Annotated in this window: 9 protein-coding genes; 6 read left to right on the top strand and 3 right to left on the bottom strand. The window is 63.1% G+C overall.

Features of this window, described 5'->3' with window-relative positions; translation table 11 throughout:
* Positions 1–188: 188 nt before the first annotated feature.
* From AWJ14_RS11895 to AWJ14_RS11885, 3 genes are all read right to left on the bottom strand, one after another.
* Positions 189–791, bottom strand: coding sequence for an invasion associated locus B family protein (locus AWJ14_RS11895; protein ID WP_066179091.1), 603 nt, complete (start codon positions 789–791; stop codon positions 189–191).
* An 88-nt stretch (positions 792–879) separates the two neighbouring features.
* Positions 880–2,595 (bottom strand): ShlB/FhaC/HecB family hemolysin secretion/activation protein, encoded by a 1,716-nt coding sequence (locus tag AWJ14_RS11890; RefSeq protein WP_210183533.1) that lies wholly within the window; start codon positions 2,593–2,595, stop codon positions 880–882.
* 51 nt (positions 2,596–2,646) lie between these two features.
* Positions 2,647–8,988: a YDG domain-containing protein gene (locus tag AWJ14_RS11885; RefSeq protein ID WP_083220212.1), complete on the bottom strand. Its 6,342-nt coding sequence runs from the start codon at positions 8,986–8,988 to the stop codon at positions 2,647–2,649.
* A 1,306-nt stretch (positions 8,989–10,294) separates the two neighbouring features.
* Here AWJ14_RS11885 and AWJ14_RS23055 point away from each other — a divergent pair.
* From AWJ14_RS23055 to AWJ14_RS11860, 6 genes are all read left to right on the top strand, one after another.
* Entirely contained in the window at positions 10,295–10,792 is a 498-nt protein-coding gene (locus AWJ14_RS23055; RefSeq protein WP_342587258.1) for an AbiEi antitoxin N-terminal domain-containing protein, read from the top strand.
* Positions 10,699–11,169 carry a hypothetical protein gene (locus AWJ14_RS11880; RefSeq protein WP_066179085.1) on the top strand — a complete coding sequence of 157 codons (471 nt, stop codon included), beginning with the start codon at positions 10,699–10,701 and terminating at the stop codon, positions 11,167–11,169. The genes AWJ14_RS23055 and AWJ14_RS11880 overlap by 94 nt, the downstream gene beginning before the upstream one ends.
* Positions 11,166–14,129 carry an HsdM family class I SAM-dependent methyltransferase gene (locus AWJ14_RS11875; protein ID WP_066179083.1) on the top strand — a complete coding sequence of 988 codons (2,964 nt, stop codon included), beginning with the start codon at positions 11,166–11,168 and terminating at the stop codon, positions 14,127–14,129. Before AWJ14_RS11880 ends, AWJ14_RS11875 begins: the two co-directional genes overlap by 4 nt.
* A gap of 23 nt (positions 14,130–14,152) precedes the next feature.
* On the top strand, positions 14,153–14,797 hold the full coding sequence (locus AWJ14_RS11870; RefSeq protein WP_210183532.1) for a hypothetical protein: 645 nt from the start codon (positions 14,153–14,155) through the stop codon (positions 14,795–14,797).
* Between the two features lie 168 nt (positions 14,798–14,965).
* Positions 14,966–16,954 (top strand): AAA family ATPase, encoded by a 1,989-nt coding sequence (locus tag AWJ14_RS11865; RefSeq protein ID WP_066179080.1) that lies wholly within the window; start codon positions 14,966–14,968, stop codon positions 16,952–16,954.
* Between the two features lie 2 nt (positions 16,955–16,956).
* Entirely contained in the window at positions 16,957–18,840 is a 1,884-nt protein-coding gene (locus AWJ14_RS11860; RefSeq protein WP_066179077.1) for a UvrD-helicase domain-containing protein, read from the top strand.
* Positions 18,841–18,853 lie beyond the last annotated feature (13 nt).

Genomic DNA, 18,853 nt, shown 5'->3' with positions numbered 1-18,853 from the left:
TTCAAAGTCCCGCTCGCGTGCGGGAGGCTGACGCCAGTCGGCCGGGGCTGAACGTGCGGTGCGGGGGAGGGTTGAGCTCCGCAGAACAAGGTGAGCACTCAACCATCCCGCTGCAGCGCGGACGCACTCTTCGTCCGGGCCGCAACCCGCCCGCACGTTCAGTTCCGGAGCGCCGTCAGCGTCGGCAGTCACGTCTTGGTGGCCTTCAAGGCGGCGAGGGCACTTTCGAAGCCTTTCCAGGGCACGGGGATCGACACCACCTGCCCCGCGGCCGTCTCGAACCGGACCGCGCCTTCCGCGTTGCGATCGTCCGGACGCAGTCCCGCAATCTCCTCTTCGGTGAGCGGCGTGGTGGCAAAGCACCTGCCACCCATGCACCGCGTCCATTGCAGCGCGATGACGCCGGCCCCATCGCCATCGACCGACGCGTTGCTGACGACCTGAACGCTGCCGGGAATACCGATGTTGGAGGGCAGGACCGCCGTCGCGACCAGACCCGCCGCCTCCTCGAGCTTGTAGCCGATGGCCAATTGCGCGACAGGCTCCGCCTGCCCCTGCACGAACATCGACACGATGACTTCGCAGGCCTCCCCGGGAGCGGCTTCGTCGGTTCCCGCCAAAGGCAGGCGGGCGCAGCGCAGTACCCAGTCGCCATAGCTTGCGGTTGTCACCTCGGGTGAATTCGCCTCGCTTGCAAGCCCCTGGGTCGGCTGTTGAGCGAGGGCAGCAGCCGCTATCGAGCCCGACACCAGCAAGCTTGCGAGAAAGTAGCGCATGTTGTTCAGCATCATCTGTCCACTCACGGGATTTCCTCCAATTGCTCGGCAATCCTCTTGCCGCTCTGTCACGTTCGGTTGCGCCGGTGCCCGGTGGGCTCGGCTAGAAACGGTTGTTGATCCTGAAACTCAAACGGCTCTCGTGGCCGGTCGACGAGGTCGAGCCACTCGCGAACTCCAGTTCGAAGAAGGACTGGCTGGTCGTCTTCGGCAGGTTGAGCGCAATCCGGGCTCCAAGTCCGACCGCAACCGCATTCTCGGATTTGTCTTCGAGCGCGGTCGGATGCACGAGCTCGACGGCCCCCGCCGCAGCGAACGCATATGGCCAGACCGTGGCGTTGGTGCCCAGCGCGGGCGGCATCGGAAGGGGCGCCGTCAATTCGGCCCGGCCGACGATGCCGGCGTCGCCGCTTGTCTGTCCCTGGTCGAGTACCGAGACGCGCCCCGCACCGCCGATCGAGAATTGCTCGGACGAGGGGAGCGCCTTGCCGAAGGACGTCTGGGCGCTGGCGGACAGCCTGATTTGCGCGCGCCCATCGAGCAGGGACTGCACATAGCCGAGCGAGGCCGCGAGCTTCTGGAAATCGGGTTCCGCGAGATAGCGGCTGAGCGGCAAAGCCGCCGTCGCCTGCCGGGCGCCGAGCGCATCGAGCCCCAAGGACCAGGTGATGTCGCCCGAGAACTCCGCCCCGCGCCAGGGCGCGAAGGAGCCCTTCTGCGACAGCCTAAAAACGCGCAGTTCGTCCTTCGACAGCATCACGTCAATTCCGGGCGCAATGAACGACTGCTCTTCGGAGGCGATGTCGAAAATGGCCATGGTGGTCAGGTTGAGATTGCGGGACCGGACAAGCTCGTAGCCCAGCCGGCCGCTCAGCTTCCTGAACTCGTCCCCGATCGTGAAGCCGAGGCCGTTGTCCGGATTTGTCTGGCTGAGAACATATTCGCCGTTGAACCACAGGCCGTCATGGCCCAGGGGTACGATAAAGCCTGCGGCCAGCTGCCGGTTTCGGGGGGCCGACGAGGCAGCCCCGTCGGCTTTAGCGCCCGGATACCCGCTGAAACTTCCGTAGATGGTCTCGCCGATTTCCAGCAGGCTGTTGAAATTCACATTGAACTCGCCGGCATAGACGCCGAGATCGTCCGACAGGCCGTTGTTGATGCCGAAGGAGCCGCCGATCGGACTGTAGTCCCCGTTGACGACGACGACAGTTCCGCCCGCGGTCTCGCCCGGCCTCAAGGTCGAGCGCAGCGTCACGCCCGCCGTGTCCCCCGCAAGCAGCAGCCGCCGCTCCAGCTCGCCGCTTTTCACCCCGCGGACCCCAATCAACGGCTCGAGGGTCGTGAGCACCCGTCGCTGCACATAGGTCGACAGTGTCGAGGCATCGATCCTCTCCACATAGCCGTTGGTGACGACGAACAGCACCGGCATGCCGTCCCGCACCGTCTGGGGCGGCAGGCTGACGCGGACAAGAAGATAGCCCGCATTGACATAGGCCCTTTCCAGGTCCGCGGCGGCCTCGAACAGCTCCGCTGCGGTAACCGATTTGCCGCTCAGTCGCTGCCGGAGGCTGTCGTTCGCCGCCGACATGTCCTCGAAGGCGCCCTCTATGGTCACCCCCGAAGGGGTGACATGGAACTGGTCGGCGCCCTGCGGAACCGAGGCATCGGCGGTGAGCGGAAGATCGAATCCGCCGCGGGCGACCGATTGTTGCGGCGCATAGTTCGGTTGTGTGACCTGGCTGGCGCTCTGTCCGAATGCGCCGGACCCCGCAGCCAGGCAACACATCATGCTCAGAGCAAGAGTTCTCTTGACGAACATTACGGTTTCAACCCCCATCTCTTCGTCCTTGCAGTCGTTTGACCCTTGGAATTACTGATCATTTCCACCCCCGAGCGACGCGCACGCGCCGCTGAAATTGGTCGTCCCGAGGCACACAAATTCCTGGGACAACGAGAATGGTTCGCCGTTCCCGAGCTCGACCGAGATCGTGCCGCGGTCGGCGGTGTAGCCCGCGCCGACGCCGTATCGCGGCGCGCTTCCCAGACCCGACGCGCCCCAGGCCGATTCCAGCTTCAGGGAAGGGTTGGCGCTCGCCTGTCCCGACCCGTCGGTCACGCCCTGGGCAATGGTGTCGTTCGGCACCGAAGGGATGTAGGGAATGGTCGGGCCACCCGGGACCACGGGCGTGTACTGGCCCTGGATGGTCAGGACACCCGGCAGGAATGCGAGGCTGTAGTTGCTGTTCAGGCCGAGAGAGCCCTGCTCGATGGCATACAGGCCCGGATCGGACTGCGCGGTCGCGGCCGTGCTCAGCGATCCATCAAACGCGTCCGCCCCGACCAGTTGCCCACTGGTCACCCGGTAGGTGAGCGCGGGGTTGGGGGCGCCATAGGTGCGGACGAGATCGTTGGCCGCGACCATGATCGGCCGGGGCGACACCGTCAGGGTCCCGTCCACATAGGCGATGGTGTAGTTGGTCGAGGTATATCCCGAGGCAGAAATCGTGTAGCTGCCTGCCGCGACGGCGCCTTGCGCGGAGCCGCCATAGCTCAGCGCCCCGCCGAGCTCGGCCACCGTCTCGTTGTTGACGAAGCCGAGATAGGCCAGTCCGTTTCCGCCGCTGAAGCCTGCACCGTCATAGACCTTGCTGACGTCGATGGCCGTGATCGTCAACGCAGCCGGCGTGATCCTGCCGACGGGCCCCGAAACCGAGCTATTCGACAGCGCATAGTTCGCGGCCTCGTTGCCCGTCAGGGAGAGTCCGGTGGCGGTAATCGTCTTGCCGGTGCCAACATCCGCGGTGTCATAGGCGCCACCGGAGGCGACCAAGCCGACATCGTCGAAGCCGTAGGTGCCTGCCAGCGCATAGCCGCCATTGGCGAAGGAGACCGCGTTGGTACCGTCATAGGTCTTGACGATCTCTCCGGACAGGACCGCCGTTACCTGTTTCGCGTCGATCTGGCCGATATTGCCGAATGCCGTCAGGTCGATCGTGTAGTTGCCGGCATCCGCGCCAGTCAGCGTGAGGCCCGTCACCTCGACCCTCTTGCCGGTGCCTGCGTGCCGGGAATCAAAGGTCCCGGTGGTCGGCTTCGACAGGAGATCGACCGTGTCGCCCGAAACGACGTTGACAAGCGGACCGTAATTCCCGGCCGTCAGCGTCGCGGCGGTGGTGCCGTCATAATCCCGGGTGATGTTGCCGACCAGGCTCACGGTCAGTGCCCGCCGGTCGATCCGACCGACCGAGCCGGACGCCGATGCGGCGACCGCATAGTTGGCTGCGTCGGCCCCGGACAGCGTGAACCCGCTGGCTGTCACCAGGATATTGGTGCCCGCGGTCGCGACATCGTAGGCCCCGCTTGTCGGCACCGTCTGCAGCGAGACGTCGTCGAACGAGTAGGCCCCGTTCAGGGCATAGTTCGCAAGCGTGAGCGTGGCCGTGGTGTTGCCGTCGTAGGTCTTGGCGACCTCGCCGGCCAGGTCCACCGTCAATGCCTTCGTATAGATCTGGCCGATATTGGCCGACAGCGTCGACTCGATCATGTAGTTGCCGGAATCCGCGCCCTGAAGCGTCAGCCCGTTGATGGTGACCGTCTTGCCGCTTCCCGCCGCCCGCGTATCATAGGTACCCGCGCTCGGCTTCGACGAAAGCGATACGATGTCCGGCCCGATGATCCCGTTCAACACCCCGTAATTGGCGTCGGTGAGGGTGGCGACGTCCGAACCGTCATAGGTTCTGGCCACGACTCCCACCATGGCCTGCGTCAGCATCCTCCGCCTGATTTCGCCAATATTGGCGAACGCGGTCGAGTTGACGGTGTAGTTTGAGGCCTCGGGGCCTTCAATCGCCAGCCCGTTGACGGTGACCCTGATATTGGTTCCGGCAGTGACCGACTGGTAGGTCCCGGCGGTCGGCGGCGACTGCAGGCTCACGGTGTCGCCCGTCAGGACACCCTCAAGCTTGTAGTTCGCAACGGTGAGCGTGGCCGCATCTGTCCGGTCGTAAGGCTTGCTGACCTCCCCGATCAGGCTCGCCGTCAGCGCCAAGGCGTCGATCCGGCCGATATTGGCCGACGCCGTCGGGTTGATCCTGTAGTTGAACGCGTGATTGCCGGTCAGCGACAGCCCGGTGATCTCAACCGACTTGCTGGATCCCACATTCGCGGTGTCGTAGGTGCCCGCGGTGGGTTTGGACAGAAGGCGCACATCGTCACCGGCGACGATTCCGCTCAGTACGCCATAGTTCGCATCGCTGAGTGTCGCCGTGCGTGACCGGTCATAGGTCTTGATAACGTCTCCGGTCAGACTGAGCGTCAGCAACCTCTGATCGATCCGCCCGACATTGCCGGATGCAGTCCAGTTTACGGTGTAGTTGGAGGCTTCGTTCCCACCCAGCGTCAGGCCGTTGGCCGTGACCTTGATGTTGCTCCCGACGTTCACCGACTCGTAGGTTCCCGTCAGCGGGGGCGCCTGGAGATAGACCTGATCACCGGCGATCCAGTTGACCAGCTGATAGTTCGCGGGCGTCAACGTCGCCCCGTTGGAGCCATCATAGGTCTTGCTGATCGTCCCGATCAGGCTCGCCGTCAGCGCTCTCCTGTCGATCTGTCCGACCGGATTCGATGCCGTCCAGTTCACCGTGTAGTTGAAGGCGGCGGCGCCGCCCAATGTCAGTCCGTTGACCGTGACCCATCTGTTGGAACCCACGGCCGCGCTGTCATATTCGGCCATCAGCGGCGGCGCATTGAGAAACACGTCATCATTGCCCGCCCGCCCGCTGAGCTGGTAGTTGCCAAGCGTGAGCGTGGCCGCCCTGGTTCCGTCATAGGTCTTGATGATCGGCCCGGTCAGGCTTGCTGTCAGCGGCTTTTGCGCGACGTTCAGCGTGCCGCTCTGATACGTGATCGCATAGTTGTTCGAGGTGTAGCCGGCAGGAGTGATCGTATAGCTTCCGACATTGACCGCCCCTTGCGAGTTTCCGACATAGCTCAGTATCCCGCCGAGCACGGAGCTGTTCTGGCCGTTGACGAACCCGGAATAGGTCACGCCATTGCCGCCGAAATGGGCGCCCCCGTCATAGGTCTTGCTTTTGTCGATCGCAGTCACCGTCAATGGCGCCTTTGTGACCGTGCGACTGAGGGTTCCGGCGAAAAGGATCTGGTAGGGAATCCCCAGGATCGAGATATTGGTCCACAATGCGGTCTGCGTTTCGTTGGCGGTGCCGACATTGGTGTTCGGATCGACGGCGATCGTGCCGGGCAGGCTGACAAATTCTGACTGGCCCGAGCGGATCACCGGAATGAAGGCGCCCGGGCCGCCATGCCATTCGCCAACGGTGATGGGAGCGGTCGTCGCACTTCCATAGACGGTGCTTGCCGAACCCGTCTTGATCCAGACCACCGGATTGACGGAATAGAGTCTGGGTGTGCCGTTGATCGGCGGCGACCAGATGCTGTTGAAGTCCCAATCGACCCCTGTTCCCGCGCCGAAATAGGCCATGAACAGGGTCGGATTGTTGAAATCCGCCGTGGACACCCCGTAGACCTGACTGGTATCCGCGCCACTGTCGCGGACCCCCCAGGCACTCCCCAGAACGTCGCTATTGTAAACCGATCTCTCCAGGCGAGAGCTTCCGTCCATGTATCCGGCGAGCGCGCCCTTCACGCCACTGCTGGTCGTCACGGTTCCGGTGGCATAGGACTGGAAAATCCGCGCACCATAGGTTCCGCCGACCAGCCCGCCGACTCTCTGGTCGTTGGTGTAGCTCCTGACCGCGCCGGTTGCATAAACATAATTCATCTGCGCGCGGGATGCGCCGATGAGACCGCCGAGGGTGGTCTTGCCATCCACTGTGCCGGTAGCGAAGGCAAATTCGATGATGTTGGTGGTGTCCCGCGCGTGGCCGACAAGCCCCCCCATCGCATCTCCGTTGCCGTTCGTGACAACGCCGACAGAGGCTGAGCTTCCGGCATACCTCAGGACCCCAGCGGCATTCATGTTGCCGACGAGGCCACCGACATTGTTGTTGCCGAGAACGATACCTGACGAAGCTGCGTTCTCGACCCTGCCGGCCATCGACCCGACCAGCGCGCCGGTGGAATCGCCTCCCTGGACATAGGCGTTCACCAGCCGAATATTCTGCACCACCCCGAATTCGTTGACGGTACCGAACAGCCCGACGAACTCTTCGGCCGGGCGCTTGATGGTCAGGTTGAAGACCACGTGGTTTCGCCCATCGAAATTTCCGCTGTAGTTGAGAATGGGATCGAAACCGTAGGTCGACCCATCCGCCGCATCGATGTCGGCCGTCTGAATGAAGTTGCAGGAAACACAACTCGCAATGCCCTGAAGTTCCTGATAGGTATCGATGAAGACATTTCGTGTGGAAATGGCCGCGTTGTTGAGCGCGATGAATGGCACCGTTCCATCGCTTTTCGGGTTGGTATAGGCGGTAACGTTGATCCAGGATTGCCCGCCGCCAGATGTAAATGCCTGTCCGTTTCCATCTCTGTCGCTGTCCGCATCGAGAACGAGAAAGGACAGATTCCCGCCTTTGATGTAGGACTGGATCTCGATGTTGTTGGTTGCCTTCAGCGTCAGCGTTGTATTTGGCTCGAGCGTGACGTCATTTCCCCCTTCCCAGAAAATGTTTCCGGCCTCGCTCCCGCCCGCTCCGGTCTGAATCGTGACACTGCCCAACCAGAGAGCATCTCTGAGCGTTTGAACGTTCAGGACCGATCCCGTCCCGGTCGACGTGATTGGCGTTGTCGTCGTCACATTCGAGTTGGTGGCGCCGGTGTTCGAAATCCGAAGATCGTAGGGGTCGAGCAGAAGGGTTCCGGCCGGTGCGTTTTCCGCCCGCAGATCGGCGCGCCCGTTATAGGCCAACCGGGCCTTGCCCGAGACCTCGGCGTCGCCGCCGGCCCCGGAACCCGCACCGCGGGCGGTGATCAGGCCGTCGAACGCCGTGAAGCCCTCCGCCCAGACCACAACATTGCCGCCGGCGCCGTCCTCGGTCGCATCGACATGGATCACGCTGTCGGCGTCGACAAGCGTGGTGTCCGCCTGCATCAGCCCTTCGCCGCCCTGATACCCCCCGCCGACGCGGACCACACCGCCGCCGGCGTCCCCGGCGGCGTCGATCTCGGCCGCCTTGAGCACGACCTCCCTGCCCGTGACCTCGACCCGACCGCCCTTGCGTTGGGTGCCTTTGGCCGAAACCTTGCCGGATACCGCCACGCGCCCGCCGGCGCCGCCGCCGATGACGATCGCGCCCGAGCGTCCGCCGACCGAGTTCGCCTCGATCGCGCCGGGAATGTTGATGGCATGGCGGGCCGCTTGCCGTGCGGTCGCGGCCCTGATCTCCACCGAGCCGCCATCCGCCGAGATGCGTCCGCCATTTTCGATGAGCGCGTCGCCGCCCTCTGCGCCGGCCGCGGTCGGCACGCTGACCTGCAGGAATCCGTCGCCGCTCAGATCGAGGGTTGCCGCTTCTCCCGACCCCAGGGCGACCTTGCCGAGCGGCACCGAGATGACGCCGTCATTGCGCACCTTGCCGCCCATGAGCGCGGCATAGCCGCCCGACCCGACGGCGATGCTTCCCGAGTTGGAGACGCCTGCCGACGCCCCATTGCCCTTGAACCGCAAGTCGCCCGCCATGAAATCGTCGTCGTCGATATCGAGTGTCGAGGCGACGAACCCGCCTCCCACATTCACCTGGCCGGTCGGCGTGATGGCGATGCCGTTGGGATTGACCAGATAGACCTGGCCATTGCCCGAGACGCTTCCGGCGATGTCCGATGTGCTTGAACCGGTCACGCGATTGAGAATGGCAGCATTCGAACCCGGCTGGACGAAGGTGACCGTGTTGCCCTGTCCGACCGAGAAGCCGTTCCAGTTGATGACGGCACGGCCCGACTGCTGGGTGATCGTCATGGCGCCGGCCGATTGCTGGATCGTCGCCGAGCCCGCGGCAACGCTGCCGCCGGTCGGGAGCCCGTCCGCCAGGGCCGGAAGGCAGGCTGAGCCGACGGCAACAAGCGCCGTCGTGGCCAAGAGTGGCTTGTGGAAGATTCTCATCAGATTCATGGCACGCCCCTTGAATGAGCAGATCACACCGTCGGCTCTGCTGTGACTGTTGTAAGACTTCTTACGTACAAAGTAGATCTCATTCAGTTTGAGTTGTTCTATTTCACAACTGTTGTACTTCATACACTAAATCCTTGTATTCATTACTCGAATATCATCTATTAATGATCAATACAACACTCGATTCTTACCAAAACTTCAACAGGATTTGCCAAGATCTTACTTTCGGCTCACACATGGCAAAAAGGCGTCATTTCATTGGGTTCGGCCATTTGGCACGGGCCGGCAGGACAAGGGTTCGATCACCCGGGCCGGAAGCGGGAGGGCGTCAGGACCACAACAATCCGCAAGGCCGGCTCAACGAGGCGAATCACCTCGCACACCTTCCCGCGGAATGGAGAGCGGCAGGCGGCACGCCTCCATCGCCCGGACGGGGTGGAGCCGGGATTTCACCTTTGCGGCCTTCAGGAGCGGAGAGGCTGGAGGATGCCGGAATCCATGAACCGCAGCGCGAACGGCAAATGGACCGGACGCGGCAACGGGCAGAGTTTGAAGACGACAGCCGCGGTGCCGGAGCGGACGGCCGCAGACGGCGTGCATCCGACATCAGCCCTCGAGCGGGCCGCAAGTACCGGCAATGCGTCAGGGGGATCGCTGTTGCGTCCGAGGACTTGCCGGCGAAGGGACAGCGGATGCCTTGGACCGGACCGGCTGAAACACGCCGCTTTCGACACGGCGCGGCTCCGCCCCGCGATGCGCCCGCGGAAACGGGAGCCCGGTTCAGGTGCCGATGGGGGGCGGGGGGCTGTCTCCAGCGGAAGGGCGAGGACGGCGCGCTTTCGATCCGGATATCGGGGAGCCGGCCGCCTTGGCCGAACCTGCCCGGGCTCGCAGCCCCGACACAACCGACCACAACCGCCGCTACGGGTGCGACAAGAAAGGCGTCCGGGGTTGCGGATCTTCGAGACACATGCCGGATGCTCCCCGGAGCGCGCGCCGCTCATCGCTGCTTCGATCCTTCGCGCATCGACTGGCGACAGCGAAAATGGGCCCGATAACGGCTTCATCGCATGATCAGGGCTCTCGATGCGGTTTGAAGGGCGCGCATCCGGGTGCTGTTACGCCCCCCGACGGCCATCCGCGCGCGTAGGCCAACATCGGATGCGCCCTCACAAGCCCGCACCCAGGAGATCAACCGGCCCGCCGGGCAATCTGCGTTGCCCGTTTGGCAGGCCGCCGCATCCGGCAGCATCAAGCCTCACGCAGCCGTCATTCCCACTCGAATATTCTTTTCGCCCTAACTGCCTGACATATCTACGAAAAATAATTTCAGCGGCTGAGTGTACCGTAAAGGGTACCGTCAAAAACCTAGCCTTCTGATTTTGCTGGGTTTTCAGGAACGAAGCTAGCTAGAAAAATTCTGTGAGCTATCGGCATCTATCGGCCGCGTCGCAGTAAGGCATCGGCCACAAACGTCGAATCTGACGCGGCGATAAAGTACCGTCAAAACCGGCGAAATCAATGCGTACAGCTCTCCGCGCGCGACTATTACATTTCCCTGCGCACCAAATATGTCGCCTCAGGCTGGCTCGAACAGCCAGCACGCCGGGTCTATAGACGCCCCCGCGGACAGTTGAGCTGGCAGCAGGTCGTTATCTCGCTCCAGACGATCCTCGACCATCGCCTCGCCGTTGGTGGCCGAACAGGTCTCGAACTGCAGGGCTATCTGTACCCATCGCCGAACTCACGCCGTCCAGCCGCGTCGAGGATTGAAATCGCGTACGGCACCGCGTTAGCTCTTGCGGATTTTCCTGTCGTCTGCGACAAGTATCTATGTCGCTACAAACGATTCAATTTACCCAGGAGCAAGCGCGCGATCTCGCTGGCGTCTCGCCAGGTGAGGTGCGTGCATGGCGCAAGGCAGTGAGCTATCTCGCCGCCAAGCCGGGCAAAGCGGCCCGTTTTACTTTCGCAGACATACTCGGACTGGCGATTACGCGGCGGATTACCGGGGACTTTCACGTTCGGATCAGCGATATCGGTGGCAGTATGGACGCGCTGTTTCGTGCCCTTTCAGAGACCCGCCCCTCTGATCTTGAGAGCTCGGTCGCTCTGATTGACGCTCATACGGCCCTCTTAGTGCCCGGCTTTGACCTTGGAGCCAAGCCACTTAAGGACCCGACCTTCGTAATCCCCTGCGCGCAGCTCGTGCACGATTTGAGCCAGAGAGTAATGCCGCTCGCGTCCGCCTCGCTTCAAGCGGCGTTGCCCTTCGCGCCTCAGATGGTGAAGGCGGGCCGATGACTAATACGGCGCTTCGTGAAATCCTGTCAGCGACCGGCTACATGGCGGACGGCGAAGCTGCGCCGGGCGTGCTGCTGGGCGAGGAAGCTCGCTTGGGCCGGCGAGGTCGGTCCTTCACGCCCGACGCTCTGTGGCGTGGCCAGTCCTCTCTTACGGTGTATTTCAAGTTCACTTCGAGCCCGCCGGCCGACGCGGATTTGGCCGCTTGGCGCCAAGAGATCTGGAATGAAGGTTTCGCGCCACTACTCTGGATCATGTCACCGGATCGCATCGATCTCTACAACGGCTTCGGTCGCCCCCGGCCGGAGGCTGATCCGGCACAGAACCGTCTCGCAACCTTCCTTACGATCGCATCGGGACTGGAGGAACTCGACGCGCTTGCTGGCCGCTTTGCCATGGAGACCGGCCAGTTCTGGGCCAGAACCAAGCAGGTGGATCGCAAGACCGCAGTCGATCAACAACTGCTGTCGGACCTTGCCGTGCTCGAGAGCGACCTAGTCTCGGCGAATCTCGTCCGGGACGAGGCGCAGGCGCTGATCGGCCGAGCGATCTTCACTCAGTACCTGCTTGATCGCGACATCATCACCGCAGAACGGATGAACAGTCTTTGCGGAACGGCGCGTCTGTCAGCTGCGCTGCGCGACCGGCAGGCAACGAGCCAGCTGTTCCAGTGGCTTTCCAAGACCTTCAACGGCGACATGTTCCCGCCGTCCTCGGCGGCCCCGCCCGCGACAGAGCATCTTTCCCGGGTGGCGAACTTTCTGGACGCCGTTGATCCGGTCAGCGGGCAAACCACTTTCTTTCCGTATCAATTCGACGTGATTCCGGTAGAGCTGATCAGCTCGATCTACGAGCAGTTCGCACACTCCGGCGCCGCGCCCATTGCGGGACGTGCCCGGTCCACGGAGGCCACCCGCGCAGGCGTTTATTATACCCGCCTGCCTGTGGTCTCCTTGATCCTTGACGAAGTCATGGACGGCCTCGACGGCGAACAGACCGTGCTCGACCTGACGTGCGGATCGGGCGTCTTCCTTGTCGAGGCGTTTCGGCGATTGGTCCACCTGCAGGGCTTGAAAAGGCCCCTGACGAGGAAGGGCATCCGCAAGGCGCTGTATTCCCAGGTCTACGGCGTCGACATCAGCGAAGCCGCGATCCGGGTCGCGGCGTTCAGCCTCTATCTGGCGGCCCTTGAACTCGACCCCGATCCGCAGCCTCCGGAAGGCCTGACGTTCGAGCCTCTGATCGGCCGAACGCTATTCGTTGGCGACGCTCGAACCATCGAGCAGACAGATGCGGGGACCGAACATCTCATAGAAGATAACGCCCTAAAATCGTTCGACATCATCGTCGGCAATCCGCCCTGGAGCTTCAAGGGTAAAGCCGGCACGGCCGATCGCCGCAAGGGCGGACAGACCCTTCCCGCCCAGCCACGGGGCGTGGGCCTAGACTTCCTGATGCGGGCTGTCGAATTCGCGAACCCGCGAACGCGGTTTGGCATGGTATTGAGCGCCACCCCATTCTTCAGCGCCAGTAAAACAGGCGCATCAGCGGCACGTCACGTGGTTCGAGCTTTGGGCCCGGTGACGCTCGTCAATCTCTCGAACCTGCGGTCCTGGCTGTTCGAGGGCGCAGCGATGCCGGCCATTGTCTTGTTCGCTCGGCATCGGCCCCAGCCAACCGAGACCTTGACCATTGTTCAGGTCCCGTGGTCGCCTGCGGGGCCGCGCTCCCACACCTTCGAAATCGCACCCAGCGATATCGTCCGTCTTTCGTTGGACGACTGGGAGGCACGGCCGACCCGCCTCAAGACGGCGGCTTTCGGCCGGCGCCGGGACCTGCGCCTCGTAGACGATCTCACCGACAGGCATCAGCCGCTTGGCGAGCGGCTTCGTGATCTGGGAACTGTGCTGGGTGATGGCCTGATTCTTGGCAAAGCCGAGAACCGGAACCGCGACGCGGCTTACCTAACTGCGCTCGACTATCTGCAGAAGGATGACCTGCAACCCTTTGCCGTGCCCAACGACCTGCCCTTGTTCGGACTAGCGGCCGCGCAGTGGCCGCGTGATCGGGCGCTCTACAAGGCGCCTCTACTGCTGGTGAAGGAGTTTCTGCCCGGGGAGCCGAGGCCGTTGACTGCAGTATCCGATCGCGACCTCGTCTTCGCCGAAGCCTTCTTTGGCGCACCGTTCCCCGCGTCCCATCGCGAAGCAGCCCATATCCTCGCCGGAGTCTTAGGCTCAGCCTTGGCGGCTTGGTTCTTCCTCATGACGGCCGGAGAGTTCGGCCTCTATAAACGGCGTCTTTTCCGACAGGACGTGGCGCTGCTGCCCACGCCGGATCTCAACCAGATCGCTGGTTCAGATGCCGGTCGAAAAATCTATGCGCTTGAGCAGCAATTCCGAACTCGGGCTCCGAACGCAAAAGATTGGATTGCGCTCGACGAGGCTGTATTCGACCTCTACGACCTCGACGCCGACGACCGAATAGTGGTGCGAGACGGGCTCCTCAAAGCCGGATGGCAATGGAACGCGGGGCTTTCCGACTCCATGACCCCGGCGGATCCGCGCGAGGGTGTTGCCGCGTATGCACAGACCTTCTTGGCCGTGCTGGATCGATGGCTTTCGGCGCGTCGCCAACGAAGCGTGCGAGCTGAAGTGTTCGACCTGCGTGGCACGGATGCGATGCGGATTGTGCGCTTCGTCCTAGAGGATGGCGCCAAGGCCCCGGATGTCGAAATCGTCTCGCCCGACGGAAGTCTCGCCGCGGTCTTCGGACGGCTCGAGGACCGGATGAAGGTGCCTCTCGCCAGCGCACTCACCGGTCAGCGCGAACTGCGGGTCCATGGTCGCAACGAGGTCGTGATCATCAAACCCGCGGCTCGTCGCCACTGGCTGGAGAGCGTGGCGCTTGAGGACGCAGACGCGGTGATCGCCGAGAGCTTTGCGGGGCGCCGACATTGAGGATCCCCCATGAGTCCCAAGGCGTGGTCGGGCGCGAATATATCGCCCTTGCCGATGAGGTGGTCGCCGCGATCCTGGTGACGGTGCGGGAGGGCTGGGCTTTTGCGGCCATAGATGAGGAGACGGCCCTAGAGGGCGAGGTCGTCATGACCGAGCGGCTGCGAGACGGAATGCGCCAGGCTCTGACGTCCGGAACACTGGCGTGGGGAAAGTCCTTCATCGTGGCGCTCGGCATGGAGTCGCGCTCTACCCCCGATGTCAAGACACCCGACGGTCGAACAGACATTCCCCTGTATGTCGTAGAAGTTTTCCTGCGCCACGCTGAGCACGATCCTCACGCAATCATCGAGTGCAAGCGCCTAGATGGAAGCGACACCTACCTTTGCCGCGAGTATGTGGTCGAAGGCGTTGATCGGTTCCGTTCGGGCAAATACGCGGAAAACCATGCCTCCGGCTTCATGGCGGGGTATCTGCTCGGCGGCGATGCGCTGTCGGCAGCGGCGGGCGTAAACGCGTATTTGGGGCGCGTGAAACGGGCCGACGAACAGATCGTGCGTTCTCCAGTCGTCGAACATCCGGCATTCTGGCGATCCGAACATGCCAGAACGGTTGAGCGACCAGCCATCGCGATCCACCACGCTTTGCTCGGGCTGAGCGCCGGATCCTGAGTCGTAGTCTTGGCTATCGCCGATAGATCGCAATTTTATCAGAAGTTTTGTCCCAAGCGCGATTTATACTGAGCCATGAAGTATAGGTGGCGAGATCATGGAAGGTGGCGGCTGCCAATCAAGGGAAACTTGACGCGATCGGCGACTAATAACGGGAGGTCAGCTAAAATGTTTATTGAGCGGCTCAGGCTGACGAATTTCCGCTGCTTCGGACCTGAAGCGACAAGCGTCGACCTCACCTCCGACCTCACCACGTTTGTCGGCGTCAACGGTGCGGGGAAGACGGCCCTGATGCAGGCCCTGCAACGCCTCTTCGGCGTGACCGGCGATCAGCGACGCCTACGGCGCCAAGATTTCCATGTCCCTGCCGCCGAGCTTGCCGCCCCGCTTCAGCGAAACTTCGTCCTGGAGGCGATCATCGCCTTTCCCGAACTGGACGCCGACGGCACCGGCGGCGCGGCAATTCCGGAATTCTTCCACCAGATGGCCGCTGACGAGGCGGGCAAGCTGAAATGCCGCCTGCGTCTCGAAGCGACCTGGACCGATGACGGTTCGCTCGATGGTGCGATTGAACAGAAATACTGGGTGGTCAGGACTTTCGGGGCGTTCACCGACGCTGATTGTACCGAGTTGAAGGCCGCCGACCGGGCGCGGATCCAAATGATCTACGTGCCAGCGACGCGGGACGGCGCCTCCCAGGTGACGGCCTTTCTGCGCGGCCGGTTGTGGCGTGCCATCAACTGGTCGCAGGGCGTCCGCGATACGTTTACGAACGCCGGCGCCACATTAAACGACGCTTTCGCCGGGGAACCGGCCGTCGACGTGATCGCCGCAGCGGTGACGCGACGGTGGCAGGAAGTTTACACCGCCGGGACCGACACGACGCCGGTTTTTCGCCCGCTCGATCTGCGGTTCGAGCATTTCATCCGGAAGGTGGAGGTGGTCTTCCGTCCAGACGAGGCCGGACGGGAGCGAGCCCTCGATGACCTGAGCGACGGCCAGAGGTCACTCTTCCATCTGGCGATGACCGCCGCGACGTTGGATGTTGAAGGTGGGATCGTAGCCGATCCCGCCGGGGCTGGTTTCCAGCCTGGCGGCGTACCCTTGCCGGCGCTCACGCTCATCGCGATCGAAGAGCCCGAAAACAATCTCGCTCCCTTCTATCTCTCTCGCATCGTCCGGCAGATCCTGGACCTAACGAAGTCGCCACAGGCGCAGGCGGTTGTTTCCAGCCATTCCCCGAGCATACTCGCCCGGGTCGATCCTACCCAAGTCCGGCACTTCCGCCTCGACCCGCAGGATCGAACGGCCCGCATCCGCCCGATCACCCTCCCCGTCGGCGAAGAAGAAGCCTCGAAGTTCATCCGCGAGGCTGTGCGCACCTATCCCGAACTCTACTTCGCGCGCTTCGTCGTGCTGGGGGAAGGCGCGTCCGAGGAGGTCGTTCTTCCCCGTCTCGCCGACGTCATGGGGCTCGACGTCGATCGATCCTTCGTCGCGGTCGTTCCCTTGGGCGGCCGGCATGTAAACCATCTCTGGCGACTGCTGACCGATCTCGACATCCCCTACGCCACCCTGCTGGATCTCGACTGGGGCCGTTCCGGAGGAGGATGGGGTCGTATAAAGACGGCCTGTACGCAACTGCTTGCGAACAATGTCACGCCTCAAGCCATTTTCGGACAGTTCCTCGATCCCCAAGGACCAGCGGTCAACCTGGCGGCTTTCGACAATCTGCCAATCCAGGACTCCGTCGCTATCACTCAATGGATGAACTGGCTCCGCCAGTTCCACGTCTACTTCTGCACGCCCCTCGATCTCGACTATTCGATGCTGAGGGCCTTTCCTGTGGCCTATCAGGTCATTGAACCGGGCCGCCAAGGGCCGTCGCCCGCAGGGGAGCCTCGCACGTCGGTTCTGGGCGATGACGGCTTGCCTCACCTTTACGGTGCTGACCACGACGCCTTGATGCGTTGGTATCGCTATCTGTTCTTGGGGCGCGGCAAGCCGAGCACCCACGTCCGGGTGCTCAGCGCGCAAGACCCGGTCGCGCTCGCGGCGGGCGCGCCCGAAGAGTTGCGTGCCCTCCTGACGTCGATTGTCGCGCGCCTGACGCCGCCCCCACCGCCGCCGCCGCCGCCGCCGCTTGCGGGCCTGTGACCATGCGCCTTATTCGTCCAGAGGACTGGCGCCCCAGCGGGATAGACGACCTCGAACCGGCTGCGTGGAACGCCCTGCGCCACGCCGGCTCGGCATGCGTGGTCGCGGGTCCTGGCGCCGGCAAGACCGAATTCCTGGCGCAGCGCGCCGACTATCTCCTTGAGACGGGCCTCTGCCGAGCGCCGCACCGCGTGCTGGCGATTTCGTTTAAAACCGATGCGGCCAACAATCTCGCATCGCGGGTCCGCAAGCGGTGCCCGCCAGAGTTCGCCCACCGGTTCGTGTCTGTCACCTTCGACGCCTTCACCAAGAGCCTAGTCGATCGTTTTCTCAACGCCATTCCCGCTGACTGGCGCCCGACGCGGCCCTACGAAATCGCCTTCCCGAAGCGGAAGGCGGTCGAAGGCTTCCTGACGCTCGCCCGCCTCAGCGCGCCGCCGGAATGGCAGGCCGAAATCGCCGGCTACAGCGCGGGCGACTTCGAAGCCAAGATCGTCGGCAGCTACCGCCTGCCGATGGGACCGATCGCGCCCCAGAACGCCGCCGAGTTCACGATCGCCCGCTGGTGGGCGACACAACTGCAGCCCGGACAGCCTTCGTTACTCACCTTCATAGGTATCAACCGACTCGCAGAGCGGCTGCTAAGGGCCAATCCCCACATCCGCCGGGCGCTCGTCGCCACCTATCCCTTCGTCTTCGTCGACGAATTCCAAGACACGACTTACGCGCAATACGACTTCCTGCATTCGGCGTTCTCTGGCGGGCAAACCATCATCACCGGCGTCGGTGACGACAAGCAGCGGATCATGGTCTTCGCCGGCGCGCGTCAGGACGCCTTTCAGCGGCTGCAGGCCGATTTCGGCGGAGCAAGGTTCCCCCTCCTTTTCAACTTCCGTTCCTCGCCGGACCTGGTCGCGATCCAGCACATCGTCGCGCGCGCTCTCGATCCGAACACCGTCCCTACAGTCGCTCAGACCGCCCGTCAGGTCGATGGCGACGTCGCTCAGGTTTGGTCCAGCCAGACCATTGCGGCGGAAGCCGCCCACCTGGCGCAATGGATCGCCAATGACATTACCACCCGCGGCCGGGCGCCGCGCGACTACGCCCTCCTAGTGAAGCAGAAGTCCGATGATTATGAGCACGAACTCGCTGGAGCCTTCGCCGTTCATGGCCTGCGGATTCGCAATGAGAGCCATACTCTCGGCAAAACCTCGCTTCAGGATTTGCTATCTGATGACCTGAGCCGGCTCGCGATTGCAATCTTCCGCCTGGGCGCGACACGCCGCGCGCCGGCCGCATGGCAGCTGGTCTCGTCTTCTGTCCTGGCGCTGCGCACTACCGGGCAAGACGATGATGCGCGCGCGGCCAAGGTCGAGGCGGAACTCAGCGCATTTCTGACGGCCTTGCGCACCGACATGGCGGCTACTGCCCCGTCGCGGCAAAGCGCTGCCGATTTCGTCCGACGGGTTTTCGAATATCTGGATCTCGGAGCGATCGCCCGAACCTATGCCGAATATGGCGTTGGCGACCTGCTTCAGATCATCCTTGAAGCCTTTTGCATCCACTTCTTCGCTTCGGCCGATGGTGCCCCCAACTGGACGGCTTGCCTGGATGCGTTCGAGGGGGTCAATCAGATTCCGATGATGACCGTCCACAAGAGCAAGGGCCTCGAATACGACACCATCATCTTCGTCGGCCTCGACGACCGTGCTTGGTGGGCCCACACCCCCGGCGACCCCGAGGGCGTCGCTGCGTTTTTCGTCGCCCTCTCGCGGGCGAAACAGCGCGCTATCTTCGCGTTCTGCCAACAACGCGGAAACCGAAACAATGTGGCTGAGCTCTATCAGCTTCTGACTGATGCGGGCGTGCCGGAAATCGCAATATGAGTGGGTCGAGATC

The sequence above is a fragment of the Parahoeflea olei genome (assembly GCF_001703635.1).
Lineage (GTDB): Bacteria > Pseudomonadota > Alphaproteobacteria > Rhizobiales > Rhizobiaceae > Hoeflea > Hoeflea olei.
The sequence above is the reverse complement of the archived record's forward strand: the minus strand, read 5'-3'. Positions and strand labels throughout refer to the sequence as shown.